Below are 17,211 nucleotides of genomic sequence, written 5' to 3' on the forward strand. Positions count from 1 at the left end.
TTGGGTCGGGAGGAACACTCGGCAACGTTGTCGTTGGTAATTCGGAGCCGGTTCGCCTTGTTTTTGCCTAGGCGCTTTACGCGCAATTAATCGACAAAGGCGATGCTACCCAGGATGGAGATCGGTCGGGAGGAGATGGCGCGCAAGCTTTGCTTTGAGCGCCGGGCCGGTCCAGTGGGGAGTTCTATCCTATGCCGAAGTTGCCGAAGTTCAGGCTCAGGGGATTCGCGATCGGCTCGCGGTTCCGCATCGCTACCAAGGTGCTCGCCTTCGGGCTGTTCTCGCTCTTGGCCCTCGCCGTCGTCGGCGGGCTTTACATGATGCAGGACATCAACGCCAACACCTATCGTCAACGCGCCGCCAGCGCCCGCATCAACGCCGATCTCGCCGGCACGCTGCAGACCACCGCGCTGCAGCTCCGCCGCGCCGAGATCGAGTTCCTGTTCACCGGCAACGAGCGCTATTCCGGTCTGCACGGCGACCTGACGCGCATGACCGTTTCGAACATTCAGCAGCTTGAAACGCGCATCAAGGCGACCGACCCGTCAAAGGCGGAAAATGTTGCCCAGATCAAGGCCGGCCTCGAGGAGTATGGCACGTCCTTCAAGGCCATCCTGGATATCAAGAAGCAACTCGGCCTTTATCCGCAGCAAGGCGTCAACGGTGCGCTCCTGAAGTCGAGCCAGGCGGTGAACGACATCCTGGCCGCCAACCCGACGCCTGAACTGGCGGCGCTGTTCGCCACCATGCGGACCTTCGAGAAAGACTTCCAGCTGAAGAGCGACACGCAGGCCTTCACCGCTTTCGGCAAGGCCTCCATGGATTTCACCCGCGCGCTCGCCCGCAGCACGCTCAGCGCCGACGTCAAGGCGGCGCTTGGCAAGGCGATGGAAACCTACACCGGCAACGTCGGCCAGTGGGTGGCCTTGCAGCAGAAATTCCTCAGCATCTACGAGCAGCTTTCCAACGGCTACAAGACGCTGGAGCCGCAGCTCGACAACCTGGTTTCGACGATCCGCAGCATCGATACCTCGGCCTCGACCTCGGAAATCCGCGCCCGCCGCGACGCCCGTGACCAGCTGATGATCGTCTTCGGCGCCATCATGGCGATGACGCTGGTGTTTGGCCTGCTCCTGGCCCGTGGCATCGTCAAGCCGATCGGCCGCATCACCGCCGCCATGAAGGCGGTTGCCGCCGGCGACCGCGACGTCGTCATCCCCTATGCCGGCGACCGCAACGAAGTGGGCGACATGGCGCGGACGCTTGACGTGTTCGCCAAGGGACTGTCGGAAACCGAACGGCTCCGTGCCGAGCAGGGCGAACGCGACCGTCTCGTCGCCGAGCAGCAGCTCCAGGAACGGCAGGCGCTTGCCGATGCCTTCCAGTCAACCATGGGCGCGCTGGCCGACCGCTTCGTCCGTTCGTCGGCCGAAGTGGCCGAAGCTGCCCGCGAACTGTCCGAGACCGCCGACGCCACATCCGGCCGGGCGCAGTCGGTGACCGGCGCCGCCGAGACCGCCGCCTCCAACGTGCAGACGGTGGCCGCTGGCGCCGAAGAGCTCACCGCCTCCATTCGCGAGATCAACGTCCAGGTGTCCAAGTCGGCCGGCATCGCCGAGGAGGCCGCCGCCGAGGCATCGCGGACCGAAACTAAGGTGCGCGCGCTGACCGATGCTGCCGTCCGCATCGGCGATGTCGTCAACCTCATCCGTGCCATCGCCGAGCAGACCAACCTTCTGGCGCTCAACGCCACCATCGAAGCGGCACGCGCCGGTGACGCCGGCAAGGGCTTCGCCGTCGTCGCCAGCGAGGTGAAGCAGCTCGCTGCCCAGACCGCCAAGGCCACCGACGAGATCGGCTCCAAGATCGGCGAGATCCAGGAAGCGACCAACGAGACGGTCACCGCCATTGGCCGCATCACCTCGACCATCTCGATGATCCGCGAAGTGACGGCCTCCATCGCCGGCGCGGTCGAGGAACAGGGTGCCGCCACCGGCGAAATCGCCGAGAACACGCAGCGGGCGGCCGAAGGCACCCAGACGGTAACCGGCTCCATCGCCGGCGTCGGCGAAGCCGCCGAACTGACCGGTCGTGCCTCGACCCATCTGATGTCGCTGTCGACCGAGCTCGAACATCAATCCGCCGACCTCCAGAGCGAAGTGGGCAAGTTCGTCGAGAGCCTGCGCGCGGCGTAGAATAGATTTGCTTGTTATCACTTATCGCCGCTGGCCAGTTCGGCGGCGATAATTTGTAAAAATGAATATTAAAATCACACGTACAGATCACAGAATATCTGCCAACCCAGTTTCTTCCAAAAGCCGGCCCCGTCCGCCTTACCTTTTCAACCACACCGCTTGAAGGATCATTCGGCCAGCGCGATAATCAGTGCAAACCGCCCCGGCGTCTGGAGCGCTGTAACATGCTGACCGCTTTGGTGACTGTTTTTTGCACGTTTATCTTTTCCGGAGTCCTTGCTTCTCGCTTCACCCACATATGGCAGCGACAAAGTTGGCTGCAGCAGCAGCGAATAGTCGACAGAGAAAATGAAATTAAGATTTTGAGAGAACTAATTGAACGCTTTTCAACCCTGGCCGGAAGGCGTCAACATAAAATGTTGAGACTTGTTCTAGCGATTAAGGCACTGGACAAGCCTCTAATTGAGAAACGATCTATTGAATACGACGAAATATCAGAAGAATGGAATTCAAATATAGTTTCCCTATACTCGAACATAACTATGTATATAGATTTCTATCACACTAAAGAATTAGAATCAATACAGAATAGATTCGCAAAAATTGGAAATAAGATATCCGTCATCAAACGATCAACACCAGGAATAGCAAGAAATAGAGAAATCAATGACATTATTTCTGCCCTTAACGAAATTCAGGGATCTCTCGGTAACTTGCAAAAAAGATTAATACGCGTAGTTTTCGACAAAAAGAAAGAAATATATGCCGAGATTGAAATAAATGAAGATAACCTAGATCGCATCCCAACGTGGAAGCTTTTCAAATCGCTGTTTGAGAGACGGATAAAGAGACAGGAGATAGTTTGATCTTCTGGTAATATTAGCAAGCCATCTCTGATCGGGAACAAGAGGACGCGGATAAACGAGCATTGATGCAACTACAGCAGCACCCACAATATTGACCCCATACTTTGAAACACCCAAAGCTGCAATAGATGCTTTGTCCGTTCCGTAAATTCCGGACCCAAAAAAGGCAATTGATAAATAACTTCTTAATATTTGTATTTTCGAATATCTGTATTGTATTATTCTAGCCAACAACATTTCATACAGCTTCCTACGAATAGACCTTTCATAAAATCCAGTCGCAGTTCTTACAAACTGCATATCTATGGTGCTAGCGCCGCCATGAATATTGAATTTCAGTGTGCCAAATAAAACCCTACCAACTGACCACCAATCAACACCGTTATGACGGAAGAATCTCCTATCCTCCGATATTAGGACCATAATCTCTATCATGTCTAGGTGATCTGGATAATCAGACCAGCGCGTGACACATCGGTCTATCTTAAGAAGATCGAGGTGGATACGAACTAGAAGTCTTCTAGGGAACGGAGCGCGAAAAGGATTGGTTCTAAGAGGCATTTTAGAGAGGCTAGTCTCACATTGCGTATAGAATAACAAATAATATCAGAAATAAGCTACAGGCGAAACTCGCAGCGTTCCATATTAACGTATTTACAGACAGGGACCGATGCACAAAAGTGCTCGGCCCCTGTGTAGCTTTTTAAGACATGTAGCTCAGCCGCGATCGCGCTTGGCGAGCGTGCGCAGGCGCAGGGCGTTGAGCTTGATGAAGCCGGCGGCGTCCTTCTGGTCGTAGGCGCCCTGATCGTCCTCGAAGGTGACCAGCGTCGACGAGTAAAGCGTCTTCGGCGAAGAGCGGCCGGTGACGATGACGTTGCCCTTGTAGAGCTTCAGCGTCACTTCGCCCTCGACGTTCTCCTGGCTCTTGTCGATCAGCGCCTGCAGCATGTAGCGCTCGGGCGCGAACCAGAAGCCGTAGTAGATGAGCTCCGCGTAGCGCGGCATCAGCTCGTCTTTCAGATGGGCGGCGCCACGGTCGAGCGTGATACTTTCGATCGCCCGGTGGGCTGTGAGCAGGATGGTGCCGCCAGGGGTCTCGTAGACGCCGCGTGACTTCATGCCGACGAAGCGGTTCTCGACGAGGTCGAGACGGCCGATGCCGTTGTCATGGCCATAGGCATTGAGCGCCGTCAGCAGCTCGGCCGGGCTCATGCGCTTGCCGTTGATGGAAACGGCGTCGCCCTTCTCGAAACCGATGGTGATGATGGTCGCCTTGTCGGGCGCCTCTTCCGGCGAAATGGTGCGCATGTGCACGTATTCGGGCGCCGGCTGTGACGGATCCTCCAGCACCTTGCCCTCGGAGGAGGAGTGCAGGAGGTTGGCGTCGACCGAGAAGGGTGCATCGCCCTTCTTGTCCTTGGCGATCGGGATCTGGTGCTTTTCGGCAAAGTCCAGGAGGTCGGTGCGGCTCTTGAAAGACCAGTCGCGCCAGGGGGCGATGATCTTGATGTCCGGGTTGAGCGCGTAGGCGGACAATTCGAAGCGCACCTGGTCGTTGCCCTTGCCGGTGGCACCGTGGGCGATGGCATCGGCACCGGTCTTCTTGGCGATGTCGATCAGGTGCTTGGAGATCAAGGGACGGGCGATCGAGGTGCCGAGCAGGTAGACGCCTTCGTAGACGGCGTTGGCGCGGAACATCGGGAAGACGAAGTCGCGGACGAACTCCTCGCGCACGTCCTCGATGAAGATTTCCTTGATGCCCAGCATCTCGGCCTTCTTGCGGGCCGGCTCGAGATCGCCGTCGCCCTGACCGAGGTCGGCCGTGAAGGTCACGACCTCCGCGTCGAGTTCGGTCTGCAGCCACTTGAGGATGATCGACGTGTCGAGACCACCGGAATAGGCCAGCACGACTTTCTTGACTTCGCCCTTTTTCATGGAAACTCCGTAGGGGTGAACGCCGCTCATTCGGCGGGAGGCTCGCCGGCGGCTCGAAAAGATCGCCGGCAATTTAACCGACTATGCCGGCCGTGCAAGGCTGGAGATTCGCCATTTGCCGACCACGATCGCAGCTGATAAACCGACCGCCCAGCCAGCCGAGCCGAGCATGACCGACACCCATCCGATTTCCGACCGTGACTGGATGCGGTTGACCCTTCTGGTCATCACCGCCTTCCTCGTTCTCCGCCTCGCCGCCCTCCTGTTGAGCGGCTTCGAACTGACCTATGACGAGGCGCAATATTGGGCTTGGTCGCGACACCTTGCCTTCGGCTATTTCACCAAGCCGGGACTGATCGCCTGGCTGATCCGCGGTACGACGGAAATCTGCGGCAACGGCGTTGCCTGCGTCCGGGCACCGGCGCCCATCCTGCACGCGGCGGCCGCCTGGTTCGTCTTCCTCGCCGCCCGTCGTCTCTATGATGCGCGCGTCGGCTTCTGGAGCGCGCTTGCCTATGTCGCCATGCCGGCCGTCAGCCTATCGTCGCTGATTCTCAACACCGATGGCCCCTTGCTGTTCTTCTGGTGCGTCGGCCTGCACGCAACGGTGCTGTTCCTCGAGAAGCCCTCACTCTCCCGCGCCTTTTATCTTGCCGGCACCGTCGCCGTTGGCCTCAACGCCAAATATGCGATGATCTACCTGCCAGCCTCCCTGCTCGTCTATTTTTTGGCTGCCGCCGACAAGCGTCCGCTTCTGCGCAACGGCGCCACCTGGGTGGCGCTGCTGGGCGGCCTCGCCGGCTTCCTGCCCAACCTGATCTGGAACGCCCAGAACGGCTTCGTCACCTTCCATCACACCGGCGACAACGCCGGTTGGGAGAAGGTCGGCTTCAAGGTCGGCAAGATCTTCGAATATCTCATGGGGCAGGCCGTCATCCCCGGACCGATCCTGTTCGTCATCGTCATCCTCGCCGCGATCCTCGGCTGGCGATCGACCAAACCGGCGGCCGACCGCCTCCTGATGTGGCTGAGCCTGCCCATCCTGATCGTCATCGGCATCAACGCCGCCTTCGCGAAACTGCACGGCAACTGGGCGGCAACGGCTTTCCCGGCGCTGATCATCTTTGCCAGCGCCTTGCTCTGCAACGGTCGCTGGCGCCCCCTCCTGAAGCTGTCGGCGGCGATCAACGTGGTGGTGGCCGTGGCGCTGGCCGTCGGCGCCAGCCTTGTTGGCCACGTGACGCTACCGGAGAGGCCGAGGCAGCTCCAGCGCCTGCTGCACTGGGCCGATTACGGTCAAAAGCTCACCGAGGCCGCCCGGGCGGCCGGCGTTCGTACCGTGGTCACCGTCGGACGCCCGATGACGTCGGAGACGCTGTACGAACTGCGCGACAGCGGCCTTGATGTCCGGCCCTATGTCGCGCCCGGCGCCGCCCCGGCCGACCAGTTCGAGATGACCATTCCCTATCAGCCCGCCGTCAACGGCCCGGCGCTCCTGGTCACCGAGATCGACCCTGTAACCCTCGGCATCGCACCGGAGCGAATCGAGCCGCTCGGCGTCCTCGACACCCGCATCTACAAGGGGGAAGGCGGCCGCATGCCGATCTATCGGATCGACCGTTGACAGGGGGCGCCGGGATTCCCATTTCGACGCCATGCGCAAAACCTACCATCCCGATCCCGAGATCATCGGTCCGGCCGAAGGCCATGAGGCCCGCGTCCGTTCCCGCTTCTGGAAGACGGTCAGGAAGGCGATCGCCTCGATCCCATTCATCGACGAGGTGGTGGCCGCCTACTACTGTGCACTCGATCCTGAGACCCCGGCATCGGTGCGGGCGACGCTGCTTGCCGCCCTCACCTATTTCGTCGTTCCGTTCGACATCGTGCCGGATTTCATTGTCGGCCTCGGTTTCTCAGATGACATTACCGTGCTCGTCACGGCGATCAGCTTGGTTCGCCGCCATATCGGCGAACGGCACCGCGTCGCCGCCCGCATCGCCTTGGACCGGCTCGCCACCGAAAAGACCGGATAACTTACGGGCGGGGAACGACTTTAAGTCGACCGGCCGCATTGTCGCCCGATTTCGAGCCAAGCCTCGCGCCGCAACAATGTGAGGCGCCATGGCAAGCATCGCCCGACAGTTTGAGACGCCGGAGCAATACTTTGGTAACCATGACGCCTTAACGTTTCCCTTAGGCTTCATGCGGACCGCTTCGGTGGGCGCATTCGTGTCCAACGACAAGACCCAAGGTGATTAGATGACGAACGCACGCACCCTCGGCTTGGCCGTCGCACTGCTGCTCGGCGTGACGACCATCGCCGATGCCCAGCAGACCAAGGCGCCCACGCAGCAGCAAAACAAGACGCCCATGCAGCAGCAGGCCAAGGCCCCCACGCCGCTCCAGACGTTCGAGAAATGGGCCACCTACACCTACAACAACGCCGGTGCCAAGGTATGCTACGCGGCGACGCAGCCGAGCGATATGCAGCCGGCCGGCGTCAACCGCGACCCGGTGTTCATGTTTATAACCAACCGCCCGAAGGAAGGCGTCAAGCACGAGATTTCGGTGATCACCGGCTATCCTTACAAGGAAGGCTCCAAGACCACCGTCAAGATCGGGGATGCCACTTTCAGCATGTACACCAAGGACCAGGGCGCCTGGGTCGAGAATCCCGCCGAGGAGAACCGCTTCATCAACACCATGAAGAGCGGCTCGACCATGGTGATCACCGGCACGTCGCGGCGCGGTACCGTGACCACCGATACCTATTCGCTCAAGGGCATCAGCGCCGCCCTGAAGCGCATCGACGGTGAATGCCAGTAAGCTTCGCGCCGGAATAGAGATCAACCCAACCCCATCTTGGGTTTTCTCAGGTTTTCTGCTATGGCTTCCGATAACCGGGAACGGTCGGGACGGTGACGTCCGCGGCCGTTCTTGCTTTTGAGGCGAACCTTTTTCGCCATTGAACTCCATCAGGATCAACCGAACGCCCATGTCGACCCTCATCGACCACAGCCCTGTTGCCGCCACGCCCGCTGCCTCGCCGGAAAAACCGTCGCTCGTCGGCATGACGCGCATCGAGATGGCCAAGGCGCTTCTCGCCATCGGCGTCGAGGAGCGGCAGCTTCGCATGCGCGTCACCCAGCTCTGGCACTGGATTTACGTGCGTGGCGTACGCGAGTTCTCGGCGATGACCAACGTCGCCAAGGAATTGCGTGCCCGTCTGGACGCGGCCTATGTCGTCGGTCGCCCCGAGATCGTCGCCGAGCAGGTATCGGCCGATGGTACACGCAAATGGCTGATGCGCTTTCCCTCGCGCGGCGCCGGCAAGCCGGTGGAGATCGAGACCGTCTACATTCCCGAGGAAGGACGCGGCACGCTCTGCGTTTCCTCGCAGGTCGGCTGCACGCTCAACTGCGCCTTCTGCCACACCGGCACGCAGATGCTGGTGCGCAACCTCACCGCCGAGGAGATCGTGGCACAGGTGCTGGTCGCCCGCGATCGGCTCGGCGACTACCCGGACGTGGCGCACAATGCCGAGGCGGCCATTCCGAGCGAAGGGCGCCTCGTTTCCAACGTCGTCATGATGGGCATGGGCGAGCCGCTCTACAATTTCGACGCCGTCAAGCAGGCGCTGGCGATCATCATGGACGGCGATGGCCTGTCGCTATCCAAGCGCCGCGTCACGCTGTCCACCTCCGGCGTGGTGCCGAACATCGCCCGCACCGGCGACGAGATCGGCTGCATGCTGGCGATTTCCCTGCATGCCGTGCGTGACGATCTGCGCAACGTACTGGTGCCGATCAACAAGAAATATCCGCTCAAGGAGCTGATGGACGCCTGCCGCGCTTATCCGGGCCTGTCGAATGCGCGTCGGATTACCTTCGAATACGTGATGCTGAAGGGCGTCAACGACAGCCTCGCGGACGCCCGCGACCTCGTGAAGCTGTTGAAGGGCATTCCGGCCAAGATCAACCTCATTCCGTTCAATCCCTGGCCGGGCACCGCTTACGAGTGCTCCGACTGGGAGACCATCGAGGCCTTCGCCCAATTCGTCAACGACGCCGGTTATGCCTCGCCGATCCGCACGCCGCGTGGCCGCGACATCGCCGCCGCCTGCGGCCAGTTGAAGAGCGAGAGCGAGCGTTTGAGGAAGACCGAGCGGCTCGCCCTCGAGATGGGACTCACGGAAGCAGATCTCGCCATGCGCGCCATGGTGGCCGGCCACGGAGAAGACTGATGCGGGCGGTCGGCCGCATCTTTGCCGCGCTGATCGGCTTCATTCTGGCGATCAGCGCCGCCGCTCTGTTCATGCTCGCCGCCTCGGTGGGACTGACGCCCACAGACCCGGCCGACAGCGTATGGTTCTGGGGCAGCTTCGGCGTCAGCGCCGCCATGACCGCCAGTTACCTCGGTGCCATGGCGCTCGCCCCCTGGGCGGTGGTCATACTGATCACCGAGGTGTTCCGTCTGCGCTCGGCACTCGTCTATCTCGCGGTCGGCGGTCTGCTGGGCGTTCTGCCGTCCCTGGGCCTCACCCCGATGATGCGCCCGCTTGACGGCGATCCGCGCAACATCGCCATCCTGGTCGCCGCCGGCATCGTCGGCGGTTTCGTCTATTGGCTGGTGGCCGGCCGTATGGCCGGCGTCGACGGCGTCTTCCTGACAGGCACCGGACGCCCTAGAGACGAGCGGTGACGAGCTTGACGGCAAAAGCGCCCATCACACCGGCGAAGACATAGTCGATACCGCGCATCACCCCCGGCCGCGCCTTGAGGAAAGCGGCAACGCCGCTCGCCCCGAGGATCAGCGGCAGCATCGAGATCGTCGACACCAGCAAGAACCACAGGCCGAAAAACAGCAGCTTGCCGCGCGCTGCCGGATCACCCGGCTCGACGAATTGCGGCAGGAACGTCAGGAAGAACAAGACCACCTTGGGATTCAGGACGTTGACCGCGAGCCCCTTCAGATAGAGGCGGACGACTGGCGCAGGCGACAGAGCGCCGCCTTCCGGCGCGAAATGCCCGCCATGCCGGATGGCGCCGACGGCCACATAAAGCAGGTAGAACGCCCCGATCACCTTGAGCACGTCAAAGGCGGCCGGCGAAGCTGCAAGCAGCGCTGCGAGGCCGAAGGTCACCAGAAGCGTATGCACGAGAATGCCGGTGCTGGTGCCAAGGAACGCGGCGATCCCCGCCCGCCGACCACGGGTGATCGCCGTGCCGACGAACATCGCCATGTCAGGTCCGGGTGTATAGTTCAGCGCCAGCACAGCCAGCGTATAGGCGGTCAGCACGCCGCCGGTCGGCAGGAAATTCATATCTGGGCTCTCCGTCCGACGAGACTACGTTCGCTGCCGTCTTGACCGCAAGCCGCTCCGCGGCCTAAACGGCCGCATGCGCTCGATCCTGTTCGTTTGTCTCGGAAACATCTGCCGTTCGCCGACCGCCGAAGGCCTGATGCTCAACCACCTCGCCGCCGCAGGCCTGTCCCATTCGGTCCGCGTCGACAGCGCCGGCACCGGCGGCTGGCATACCGGCGATCCGCCCGACCCTCGCGCCATCGCCGCCGCGCGCAAGCGGGGTGTCGATCTGGCGCCGCTACGCGCCCGCCAGGTGCGCAAGGCCGATTTCTCGGATTTCGAACTGATCGTCGGCATGGACAGGCAGAATGTTGCCGACCTTCGCCGTCTGGCGCCCAAGGGCTCGACGACGCGCATCGGTCTTTTCCTCGAAGAGGCGCTCGGCCTGTCGAGCGAGGTACCGGACCCCTATTACGAGGATGAGCGAGCCTTCGACGCGGTGTTCGATCTCTGCGACCGCGCCGTCCGTGCCTTTATCGAAAAGATCGAGCGCTGATCGGATCAGGCGGCCAGCGGATAGGCCTCCTCGACGAGATAGGGGCCGCCGCCCACCGAGGCGCGTGAGGAATAGAGAACGAAGCGATCGACGGGGAAGTGTGGCCCGATGAAGTCGCCGTGCTCGGACAGCCAACGAGCGACGTCGGTTGACGTCGTGCCCTTGAAGCGGGCGAGCGTCACATGCGGAATGTAGCGCCGCCCCTCGGCCGGCAAGCCGAGGCGCTGGATGATGCGCTCGTGCTCGGCCTGCAGCTCGATCAATTGCTCGGTCGGCTCCACCTTGACGGCAAGGGAATGCGGCACGCGCCCCGAAGCAAAGCAGTGCAGTCCCCTGAGGCTGAGCTCGAACGGCGGCTTGTAGACACGATCCAGAGCGGCAGCCACCTCGTCGGCGGTGCGGTGGTCGATGTCGCCGATGAAACGCAGCGTCACGTGATAATTGGCCGGATCGATCCAGCGGGCACCGGGCAGTCCACCCTTCAGAAGCGATAGATGGAAGCCGGCTGCGGCGGGGATTTCGAGGGCGGTAAACAGCCTGGCCATGGCAACCTCGTCGGCGTTGCGGTCCGTGTGGCGGCGTTCCCGAGAGGGAATCGGCAGACCGGACGGACGATGCGTTGTTAGGGTCGACCGAAGGCTAACCTCGATGCAAGCCCTTTTGTTCGCTTGGCCGCGCCCTTGGCGCGATTATATACAAGCGAAACCATTTCGCTCGGGCCGGAGCCATGCAGTTCGACGACCCTGCCAACGACAACGAAGACCCCGACGTCATCTATGCGCGCAAGATCGCACGCGGGCTGGCGGTCCTACTAGCCATTGGCCTTTGCGCCTATCTGCTGATTACCTACATCCTGCCCGTCTGACACCGACCACACTCCATTGACGCATGACAGCGGCGGCCGATGATGGTAAAGCCTCTCGCACTCCGCCCGGCGCCCGCCGCGGCGGACTTTCCAACAGATGCCGGCGGCTGCCGGCCAATTCCGGGCAACGAGCATGACGCGGGCCAAGATCTACATCGACGGCGAAGCAGGCACCACCGGCCTTCAGATCCGTGACCGCCTCGCCGCCCGCGACGACATCGATCTGCTGACCATCGATCCGGAAAAGCGCAAGGACATGGACGAGCGTCGCCGGCTGCTCAATGCGGCGGACGTTGCCATCCTCTGCCTGCCCGACGATGCCGCCAAGGAGTCGGTGAGCCTCATCGACAACGAGCATACGGCGGTGATCGACGCCTCCACCGCTCATCGCGTCGCTCCCGGCTGGGCCTATGGTTTCGCCGAAATGGCCAAGGGCCAGGCCGAAGCGATCGCCAAGTCGAAACGCGTCGCCAACCCCGGCTGCTGGCCGCAGGGCCTGATCGCCGGCATCCGCCCGCTGGTCGACGCCGGCCTGCTGCCCGCCGAAGCGGCACTCAGCTACAACGGTGTTTCCGGCTATTCGGGCGGCGGCCGCAAGATGGTCGAGGACTACCAGTCGGCCGCCGACCCGGCGCCGCTGATGCCCTATGGCCTCACCTTCAAGCACAAGCACCTGCCGGAGATGGCGGCCTACACCGGCCTCACCCACGCGCCGCAGTTCCAGCCGTCGGTTGGCAATTTCGCGCAGGGCATGCTGACCTTCGTGCCGCTTCGCCTGTGGGCGGTGGCGCCCGGCCTCAAGGCACGGAGCATTCATGAGCTGCTGGCCGATCGCTATGCGGGCGAAACTTTCGTCAAGGTCATGCCTTTTGAGGCAACCGAGCGGCTTGCCAGCCTCGATCCGCGGGCGCTCAATGGCACCAACGAGCTGCGCCTTTATGTCTTCGCCGACGCCACCGGCGAGGAGGCATTGATCGTTTCGCTTTACGACAACCTCGGCAAGGGCGCCTCCGGCGCTGCCGTACAGAACCTCAACCTGATGCTGGGACGGCCGGCCACCACCGGCCTCGTCTCCGCCTGACCGCTCGCTTCGGGAAAGGATAGATCATGCAGAAATTCGACGTGCTCACTGGTGTCGCCGCGCCGCTGCCGATCCTCAATATCGACACCGACATGATCATTCCCAAGCAGTATCTCAAGACCATCAAGCGCACCGGTCTCGGCAAGGGCCTGTTCTCGGAGATGCGGTATCGGGAAGACGGCTCGGAGAACCCCGACTTCGTTCTCAACAAGTCCGCCTACCGCAAGGCGGAAATCCTGGTGGCCGGCGACAACTTCGGCTGTGGTTCATCGCGCGAGCATGCCCCCTGGGCACTGCTCGACTACGGTATCCGCTGCGTCATCTCCACCAGCTTTGCCGACATCTTCTACAACAACTGCTTCAAGAACGGCATTCTGCCCATCGTCGTCTCGCCGGATGATCTCAAGAAGCTGATGGACGATGCCGAGCGCGGTGCCAACGCCACGCTGACCGTCGACCTCGTCAACCAGGTGGTCAAGGGACCCGATGGCGGTCAGGTCTCCTTCGAGATCGATCCGTTCAAGAAGCATTGCTTGCTGAATGGCCTCGACGATATTGGCCTCACCCTAGAGAAGGCGCCGGCAATCGCCGCCTTCGAAACGAAGAACGCCGCTGCCCACCCCTGGGCCTGACAGAGCTCCCAAAGCGCCCTCTTCGGAGGGCGTTTTCATGTGAGGCTTTTCATGCGCCAGCTCGTTTCCACCGGCTCGCCGTTCGAAAAGGCCGCCGGTTATTCGCGTGCGGTCGCCGACGGTCCCTGGTGCTTCGTCTCAGGCACAACCGGTTATGACTATGCGACCATGACCATGCCCGACGATGTGTCCGCCCAGGCCGAAAACGCCATGGCGACCATCGCCCGAGCGCTGGGCGAGGCGGGCTTTTCCATGTCCGACGTGGTGCGCGTCCGCTATATCGTGACCGATGCCGCCTATGCCGATCCGGTGTTTTCCGTGGTCGGACGCTGGCTCGCGGACATCCGCCCGGCGGCGACGATGATCATCGCCGGCCTCATCCGTCCGGAAATGAAGATCGAGATCGAAGCCACCGCCTTCCGGAATTCTGCGTAATTCTGCGAGATCAACGGGCGGAACCGATCGTTGACCGATTGGTTCGGTCAAGCACTCGTGAGTGGAACGTCATGCGCCACTGTCGTATTCCTTGGGCTCACAAAGAACAACAGCGATGAGGTTGGTCTTGGATACGATACCCTGGCGGGAAACCTTCGGCGGATTCGCTCTCGGCATGGCATCCTGCTGCGTTGCCTTGGCGGTGGGAAGCGGCAGCGCCGCGGCGGCCGACGTCGTCGAACTGTTTACCAGCCAGGGTTGCTCGGCCTGTCCGCCGGCCGACAAGGTCCTAGGCCAGCTCGCCAAGGATCCCGACACCATCGCCCTCACCTTCGCCGTCGATTATTGGGATTATCTCGGCTGGCGCGATACCTATGCCAAGCCGGAATTCACCCGCCGCCAACGGGAATATGCCAAGGCACGCGCCGACCACGCCGTCTTCACGCCCCAGGCCGTGCTCAACGGCCGAAGCGCGGTGATCGGTAGCCGCCAGGATGAGATCCGCGCCTCCTTCGACGTCATGCGGGACAATGGCGAGACGCCCAATCTCGCCGTCACAGCTCGCATCGAGGGTGACCGCGTCATCGTCACCCTGCCGGCCCGCGATCACGCCGGTGAGGCGTCGGTCTGGATCGCCGGCTACCTACCTCCGAAAACCGTCAATATCGGCTCCGGCGAGAATCGGGATACGTCCGTCACCTACGTCAATATCGTCGACCGCATGCAGGTGGTCGGCATGTGGTCCGGCGAAGCGGCGACGCTGGAACTACCACTCGCCGACGTGGCTCCTGAGGGCACCAGCGGCCTCGCCGTCATCGTCCAGGCCAAGAAAGAGGGCCTGCCCGGCCCGATCCTCGGCGCCACTCGCCTGGCACTTCAAAGCAACAGCTGACTGTTGCAAGACTCGGCAGACTTTCCTTAGAACGCGCGGAAGGTCAGCGTCGTCAGGGTGCGCACGATGCCGGGAATCGACGAGATCTTCTCGTTGATGAACTTGCCGATATCGTCATGGGCCGACGAGTCGACGTAAATCTTCATCAGCAAATCATACTCGCCCGACGTCGAATAGAGCTCGGATGCGATTTCGAGGGCGTAGATGGCGTCTGCCACCGCATAGGTCCGGCCGGGGGCGCACTGCAACTGGATGAAAACGGGCTTCATGACCTTCCTCCTTGTCGGGATCGCCACACGGCGCCGAGCATCGCTGCAGTCTTCAAACACCACCCATGAACGGACGGCAAGCCCTACTTGGAACGGTCGGGAGGCACGCTTTTCCCCAGACAGCATCGTCGCTGTGGGCGAAGGATGGTTAAGCTAGTCCTAATTCCGCCATCCATGTATGCTTAGGGAAGACGTATTCAGGTCGAGTCCTCGACGCATTCCTTTGCCGGTCAATCCAAGCCGGAATGCGCCGGCGAACCGGCTCCTAAGCGGCAGGATGAGTCATGACGGGCGGCGAGGCAGGCGACAACAAGACCGGCGATGGCAAGGTCCGGCGTCTTTCGGACGCTACGCGTCGCATGCGCATTGCCGAGAGCGAGCGGGCCGATGCCTATGCCGACCTGCACGAGGGCGATCGGGCCCGCCTGATGTTGCTGGCCGAGGAGCTTCAGGGCGTCTTCGCCGAAATCCCCGCCGACGACGCCTATTTCATTTGCCAGGTGGCCGGCTCGACGCCGCCGCGCCTGTGGATCGATCCTACCACGCACGTGGTGATGGCGCGCGACCGCCGCTCCTATCGCTTTCTGAAGGACACCCGCCTCGGCCGTCTCACACTGCACGAAAGTGCCGACCTCGATGCCACGGCCGACGCCGTGACCGACTACATTGCCGAACGGGTCGTCGAGCGCGAACGCTCGCTTGAAAGCGACGCGCTGGTGGAAAAGCTACGCACCGTGGCGCTGGACCGCCGGGAAGATAGCGGTGAGCCGGCGGCGAACGGCACGACGACCGATCGCGGTTCGGCCCTCATCTGGGCGCTGATCATTTTTCTGGCTGGATTTGCCGTCGGGGCGCTTGGGCTCGTCGCCTATGCCTGGTTCATGGTCCCGGGCTGACGATCTCCTCGGACCGCGTCTCCGCGAAGGCGCCGCCCGGCGTTACCTGCATCAGGCGATGCCAAATTTGAAACCCCGCATCGATCTTCTCGATATCGAACAGATTGAAACCGGCAGCCGGATGTTCGCCATCCGGCCGTTGGGTTGCGGCGGATACGCCGATCACCGGCACATTGCCCTTTGGACCGGCAAGCGACAGCCGGGTCGGCTGATGGGTGTGGCCGTGCAGAATGAGCTCCGCCCCATAACGGGCTATGACCTTGCGGAAGCGCGAGGCACCGGAAAGCCGCTTGTGCCAGGCCGTCGCGCCCTTGACTGGCGGATGATGGATCAGCACCACCCGGCAGAGGCCGGCCCGCCCGAGTTTGTCGAGCGCTATCGCCAATCGCTCTTCCTGTTCTTCCGAGAAGGTCCCTGTCGCCATGAATGGCCCGGAGGCGACGGCCGACGATGCGCCGACAATGGCGATATCGCCCCGCCGCCGTACGTAGGGCCAGCCGGTCGGTTCGCCGGTGTCGGCCGTCATATAGGTGGCCCAGGCTTTCCGCGCCCGCCGAGCGGCGCCGGGCACGTAGGCGTCATGGTTGCCCGGGATGGCGCTGACCACGTCGCCCGATCCCAAGAGGCCGAGAAAGGCGGAGGCTGTTGCGTATTCTCCGGCCAGCGCGATGTTGACGAGATCTCCGGTCACCACGACATGGTCGGGCCGCTCGGCCGCAATCGCCGCGATGAGTGCCGCCTCGACATCATCGCCGAAAGCGCGCGACCGATTGCGCCGCCAGTTGACGTAACCGAGGATACGCTTGGAGGCGAGGTCGCGGATGCGCGCCGCCGGCAGCGGGCCGAGATGCAGATCGGAAATATGGATCAGGCGAAACATGATCCTTGGGTAGCCCAAGCCCGCCCGCCGGTAAAGCCGCATGCCATCAAAGCAAGGGGCGGATCACCGCCTGGCGATCCGCCCCGAATGGTATGCTCATGAAGTTGGTTCACGCCTCGAACCGTTGCGCGTCCGAACCGGACTAACGCCCCCAGAAGGTCAGCACGGCGGCGACGATATGGGGATTATTCGCGTCGACGGCCGACACCCAACTATAACGCTGAGCACGGTTGAAGCGACGGCGGAAGAGGGAAAACATGATAGCCTTCTTCTGAGGTTGTTGAGAGAAGTCACGAGCGACTTCTCTTTCACATGCAAGCTATAGCAAATGCACATTGTTTTCGCCATGAGGCTAAACACTGAGCTTTCCTTTGAGGTAAAAGTGGTTAACCCAAAGTTTG

General features: G+C 61.8%; 20 protein-coding genes. 14 read left to right on the plus strand and 6 right to left on the minus strand.

Annotated elements, in window-relative coordinates:
• Window positions 1–191: 191 nt before the first annotated feature.
• Window positions 192–2,195 (plus strand): methyl-accepting chemotaxis protein, encoded by a 2,004-nt coding sequence (locus tag G522_RS0107825; RefSeq protein WP_026790561.1) that lies wholly within the window; start codon window positions 192–194, stop codon window positions 2,193–2,195.
• Between the two features lie 224 nt (window positions 2,196–2,419).
• Window positions 2,420–3,061, plus strand: a complete 642-nt coding sequence (locus tag G522_RS29980) for a hypothetical protein (RefSeq protein ID WP_156886870.1) — start codon at window positions 2,420–2,422, stop codon at window positions 3,059–3,061.
• Here G522_RS29980 and G522_RS30745 read toward each other — a convergent pair.
• A complete protein-coding gene (locus tag G522_RS30745; RefSeq protein WP_084633005.1) occupies window positions 2,987–3,622 on the minus strand; it encodes a biosynthetic peptidoglycan transglycosylase in 636 nt (211 codons plus the stop codon). The genes G522_RS29980 and G522_RS30745 overlap by 75 nt on opposite strands.
• A gap of 156 nt (window positions 3,623–3,778) precedes the next feature.
• Window positions 3,779–4,999: an argininosuccinate synthase gene (locus G522_RS0107830; RefSeq protein WP_026790562.1), complete on the minus strand. Its 1,221-nt coding sequence runs from the start codon at window positions 4,997–4,999 to the stop codon at window positions 3,779–3,781.
• Between the two features lie 169 nt (window positions 5,000–5,168).
• Between G522_RS0107830 and G522_RS0107835 the strand changes: the two genes are divergently transcribed.
• From G522_RS0107835 to G522_RS26055, 5 genes are all read left to right on the plus strand, one after another.
• Window positions 5,169–6,623: an ArnT family glycosyltransferase gene (locus G522_RS0107835; protein WP_156886871.1), complete on the plus strand. Its 1,455-nt coding sequence runs from the start codon at window positions 5,169–5,171 to the stop codon at window positions 6,621–6,623.
• Window positions 6,624–6,654: 31 nt separating this feature from the next.
• A complete protein-coding gene (locus G522_RS0107840) occupies window positions 6,655–7,032 on the plus strand; it encodes a YkvA family protein (RefSeq protein ID WP_026790564.1) in 378 nt (125 codons plus the stop codon).
• Between the two features lie 226 nt (window positions 7,033–7,258).
• A complete protein-coding gene (locus G522_RS0107850; protein WP_026790565.1) occupies window positions 7,259–7,825 on the plus strand; it encodes an invasion associated locus B family protein in 567 nt (188 codons plus the stop codon).
• Window positions 7,826–7,994: 169 nt separating this feature from the next.
• Window positions 7,995–9,242 carry a dual-specificity RNA methyltransferase RlmN gene (rlmN, locus tag G522_RS0107855; RefSeq protein WP_026790566.1) on the plus strand — a complete coding sequence of 416 codons (1,248 nt, stop codon included), beginning with the start codon at window positions 7,995–7,997 and terminating at the stop codon, window positions 9,240–9,242.
• Window positions 9,242–9,700, plus strand: coding sequence for a hypothetical protein (locus G522_RS26055; RefSeq protein WP_051228436.1), 459 nt, complete (start codon window positions 9,242–9,244; stop codon window positions 9,698–9,700). Before rlmN ends, G522_RS26055 begins: the two co-directional genes overlap by 1 nt.
• On the opposite strand, the gene G522_RS0107865 is transcribed toward G522_RS26055, so the two are convergent.
• Window positions 9,684–10,322: a LysE family translocator gene (locus G522_RS0107865; protein ID WP_026790567.1), complete on the minus strand. Its 639-nt coding sequence runs from the start codon at window positions 10,320–10,322 to the stop codon at window positions 9,684–9,686. The two genes, G522_RS26055 and G522_RS0107865, sit on opposite strands and share 17 nt — an antisense overlap.
• A 76-nt stretch (window positions 10,323–10,398) precedes the next feature.
• Between G522_RS0107865 and G522_RS0107870 the strand changes: the two genes are divergently transcribed.
• Window positions 10,399–10,860, plus strand: a complete 462-nt coding sequence (locus tag G522_RS0107870; protein WP_026790568.1) for a low molecular weight protein-tyrosine-phosphatase — start codon at window positions 10,399–10,401, stop codon at window positions 10,858–10,860.
• A gap of 5 nt (window positions 10,861–10,865) precedes the next feature.
• On the opposite strand, the gene thpR is transcribed toward G522_RS0107870, so the two are convergent.
• Complete coding sequence (thpR, locus tag G522_RS0107875; RefSeq protein WP_026790569.1) at window positions 10,866–11,405, minus strand: RNA 2',3'-cyclic phosphodiesterase; 540 nt, start codon at window positions 11,403–11,405, stop codon at window positions 10,866–10,868.
• A 182-nt stretch (window positions 11,406–11,587) separates the two neighbouring features.
• On the opposite strand from thpR, the gene G522_RS29985 reads away from it, so the two are divergent.
• The 5 genes from G522_RS29985 (at window position 11,588) to G522_RS0107900 (ending at window position 14,765) form a co-directional block, all read left to right on the plus strand.
• A complete protein-coding gene (locus tag G522_RS29985) occupies window positions 11,588–11,725 on the plus strand; it encodes a hypothetical protein (RefSeq protein ID WP_156886872.1) in 138 nt (45 codons plus the stop codon).
• Between the two features lie 133 nt (window positions 11,726–11,858).
• Entirely contained in the window at window positions 11,859–12,806 is a 948-nt protein-coding gene (argC, locus tag G522_RS0107885) for an N-acetyl-gamma-glutamyl-phosphate reductase (protein ID WP_026790570.1), read from the plus strand.
• Between the two features lie 26 nt (window positions 12,807–12,832).
• Window positions 12,833–13,438 (plus strand): 3-isopropylmalate dehydratase small subunit, encoded by a 606-nt coding sequence (gene leuD / locus G522_RS0107890; RefSeq protein WP_026790571.1) that lies wholly within the window; start codon window positions 12,833–12,835, stop codon window positions 13,436–13,438.
• Window positions 13,439–13,489: 51 nt separating this feature from the next.
• Complete coding sequence (locus G522_RS0107895; protein WP_026790572.1) at window positions 13,490–13,873, plus strand: RidA family protein; 384 nt, start codon at window positions 13,490–13,492, stop codon at window positions 13,871–13,873.
• A 115-nt stretch (window positions 13,874–13,988) separates the two neighbouring features.
• Window positions 13,989–14,765 carry a DUF1223 domain-containing protein gene (locus G522_RS0107900; protein ID WP_084633007.1) on the plus strand — a complete coding sequence of 259 codons (777 nt, stop codon included), beginning with the start codon at window positions 13,989–13,991 and terminating at the stop codon, window positions 14,763–14,765.
• 26 nt (window positions 14,766–14,791) lie between these two features.
• Here G522_RS0107900 and G522_RS0107905 read toward each other — a convergent pair whose 3' ends face one another.
• The gene (locus G522_RS0107905; RefSeq protein ID WP_026790574.1) at window positions 14,792–15,034 is read right to left on the minus strand and encodes an Lrp/AsnC ligand binding domain-containing protein; all 243 of its coding nucleotides are present in this window, start codon (window positions 15,032–15,034) and stop codon (window positions 14,792–14,794) included.
• Window positions 15,035–15,318: 284 nt separating this feature from the next.
• Between G522_RS0107905 and G522_RS0107910 the strand changes: the two genes are divergently transcribed.
• Complete coding sequence (locus tag G522_RS0107910) at window positions 15,319–15,930, plus strand: hypothetical protein (RefSeq protein ID WP_026790575.1); 612 nt, start codon at window positions 15,319–15,321, stop codon at window positions 15,928–15,930.
• Here G522_RS0107910 and G522_RS0107915 read toward each other — a convergent pair.
• Window positions 15,914–16,810, minus strand: a complete 897-nt coding sequence (locus G522_RS0107915; RefSeq protein ID WP_026790576.1) for a metallophosphoesterase family protein — start codon at window positions 16,808–16,810, stop codon at window positions 15,914–15,916. The two genes, G522_RS0107910 and G522_RS0107915, sit on opposite strands and share 17 nt — an antisense overlap.
• Window positions 16,811–17,211: the final 401 nt, after the last annotated feature.

This window comes from Pleomorphomonas oryzae DSM 16300 (assembly GCF_000422965.1).
GTDB classification, from domain to species: Bacteria; Pseudomonadota; Alphaproteobacteria; order Rhizobiales; family Pleomorphomonadaceae; genus Pleomorphomonas; species Pleomorphomonas oryzae.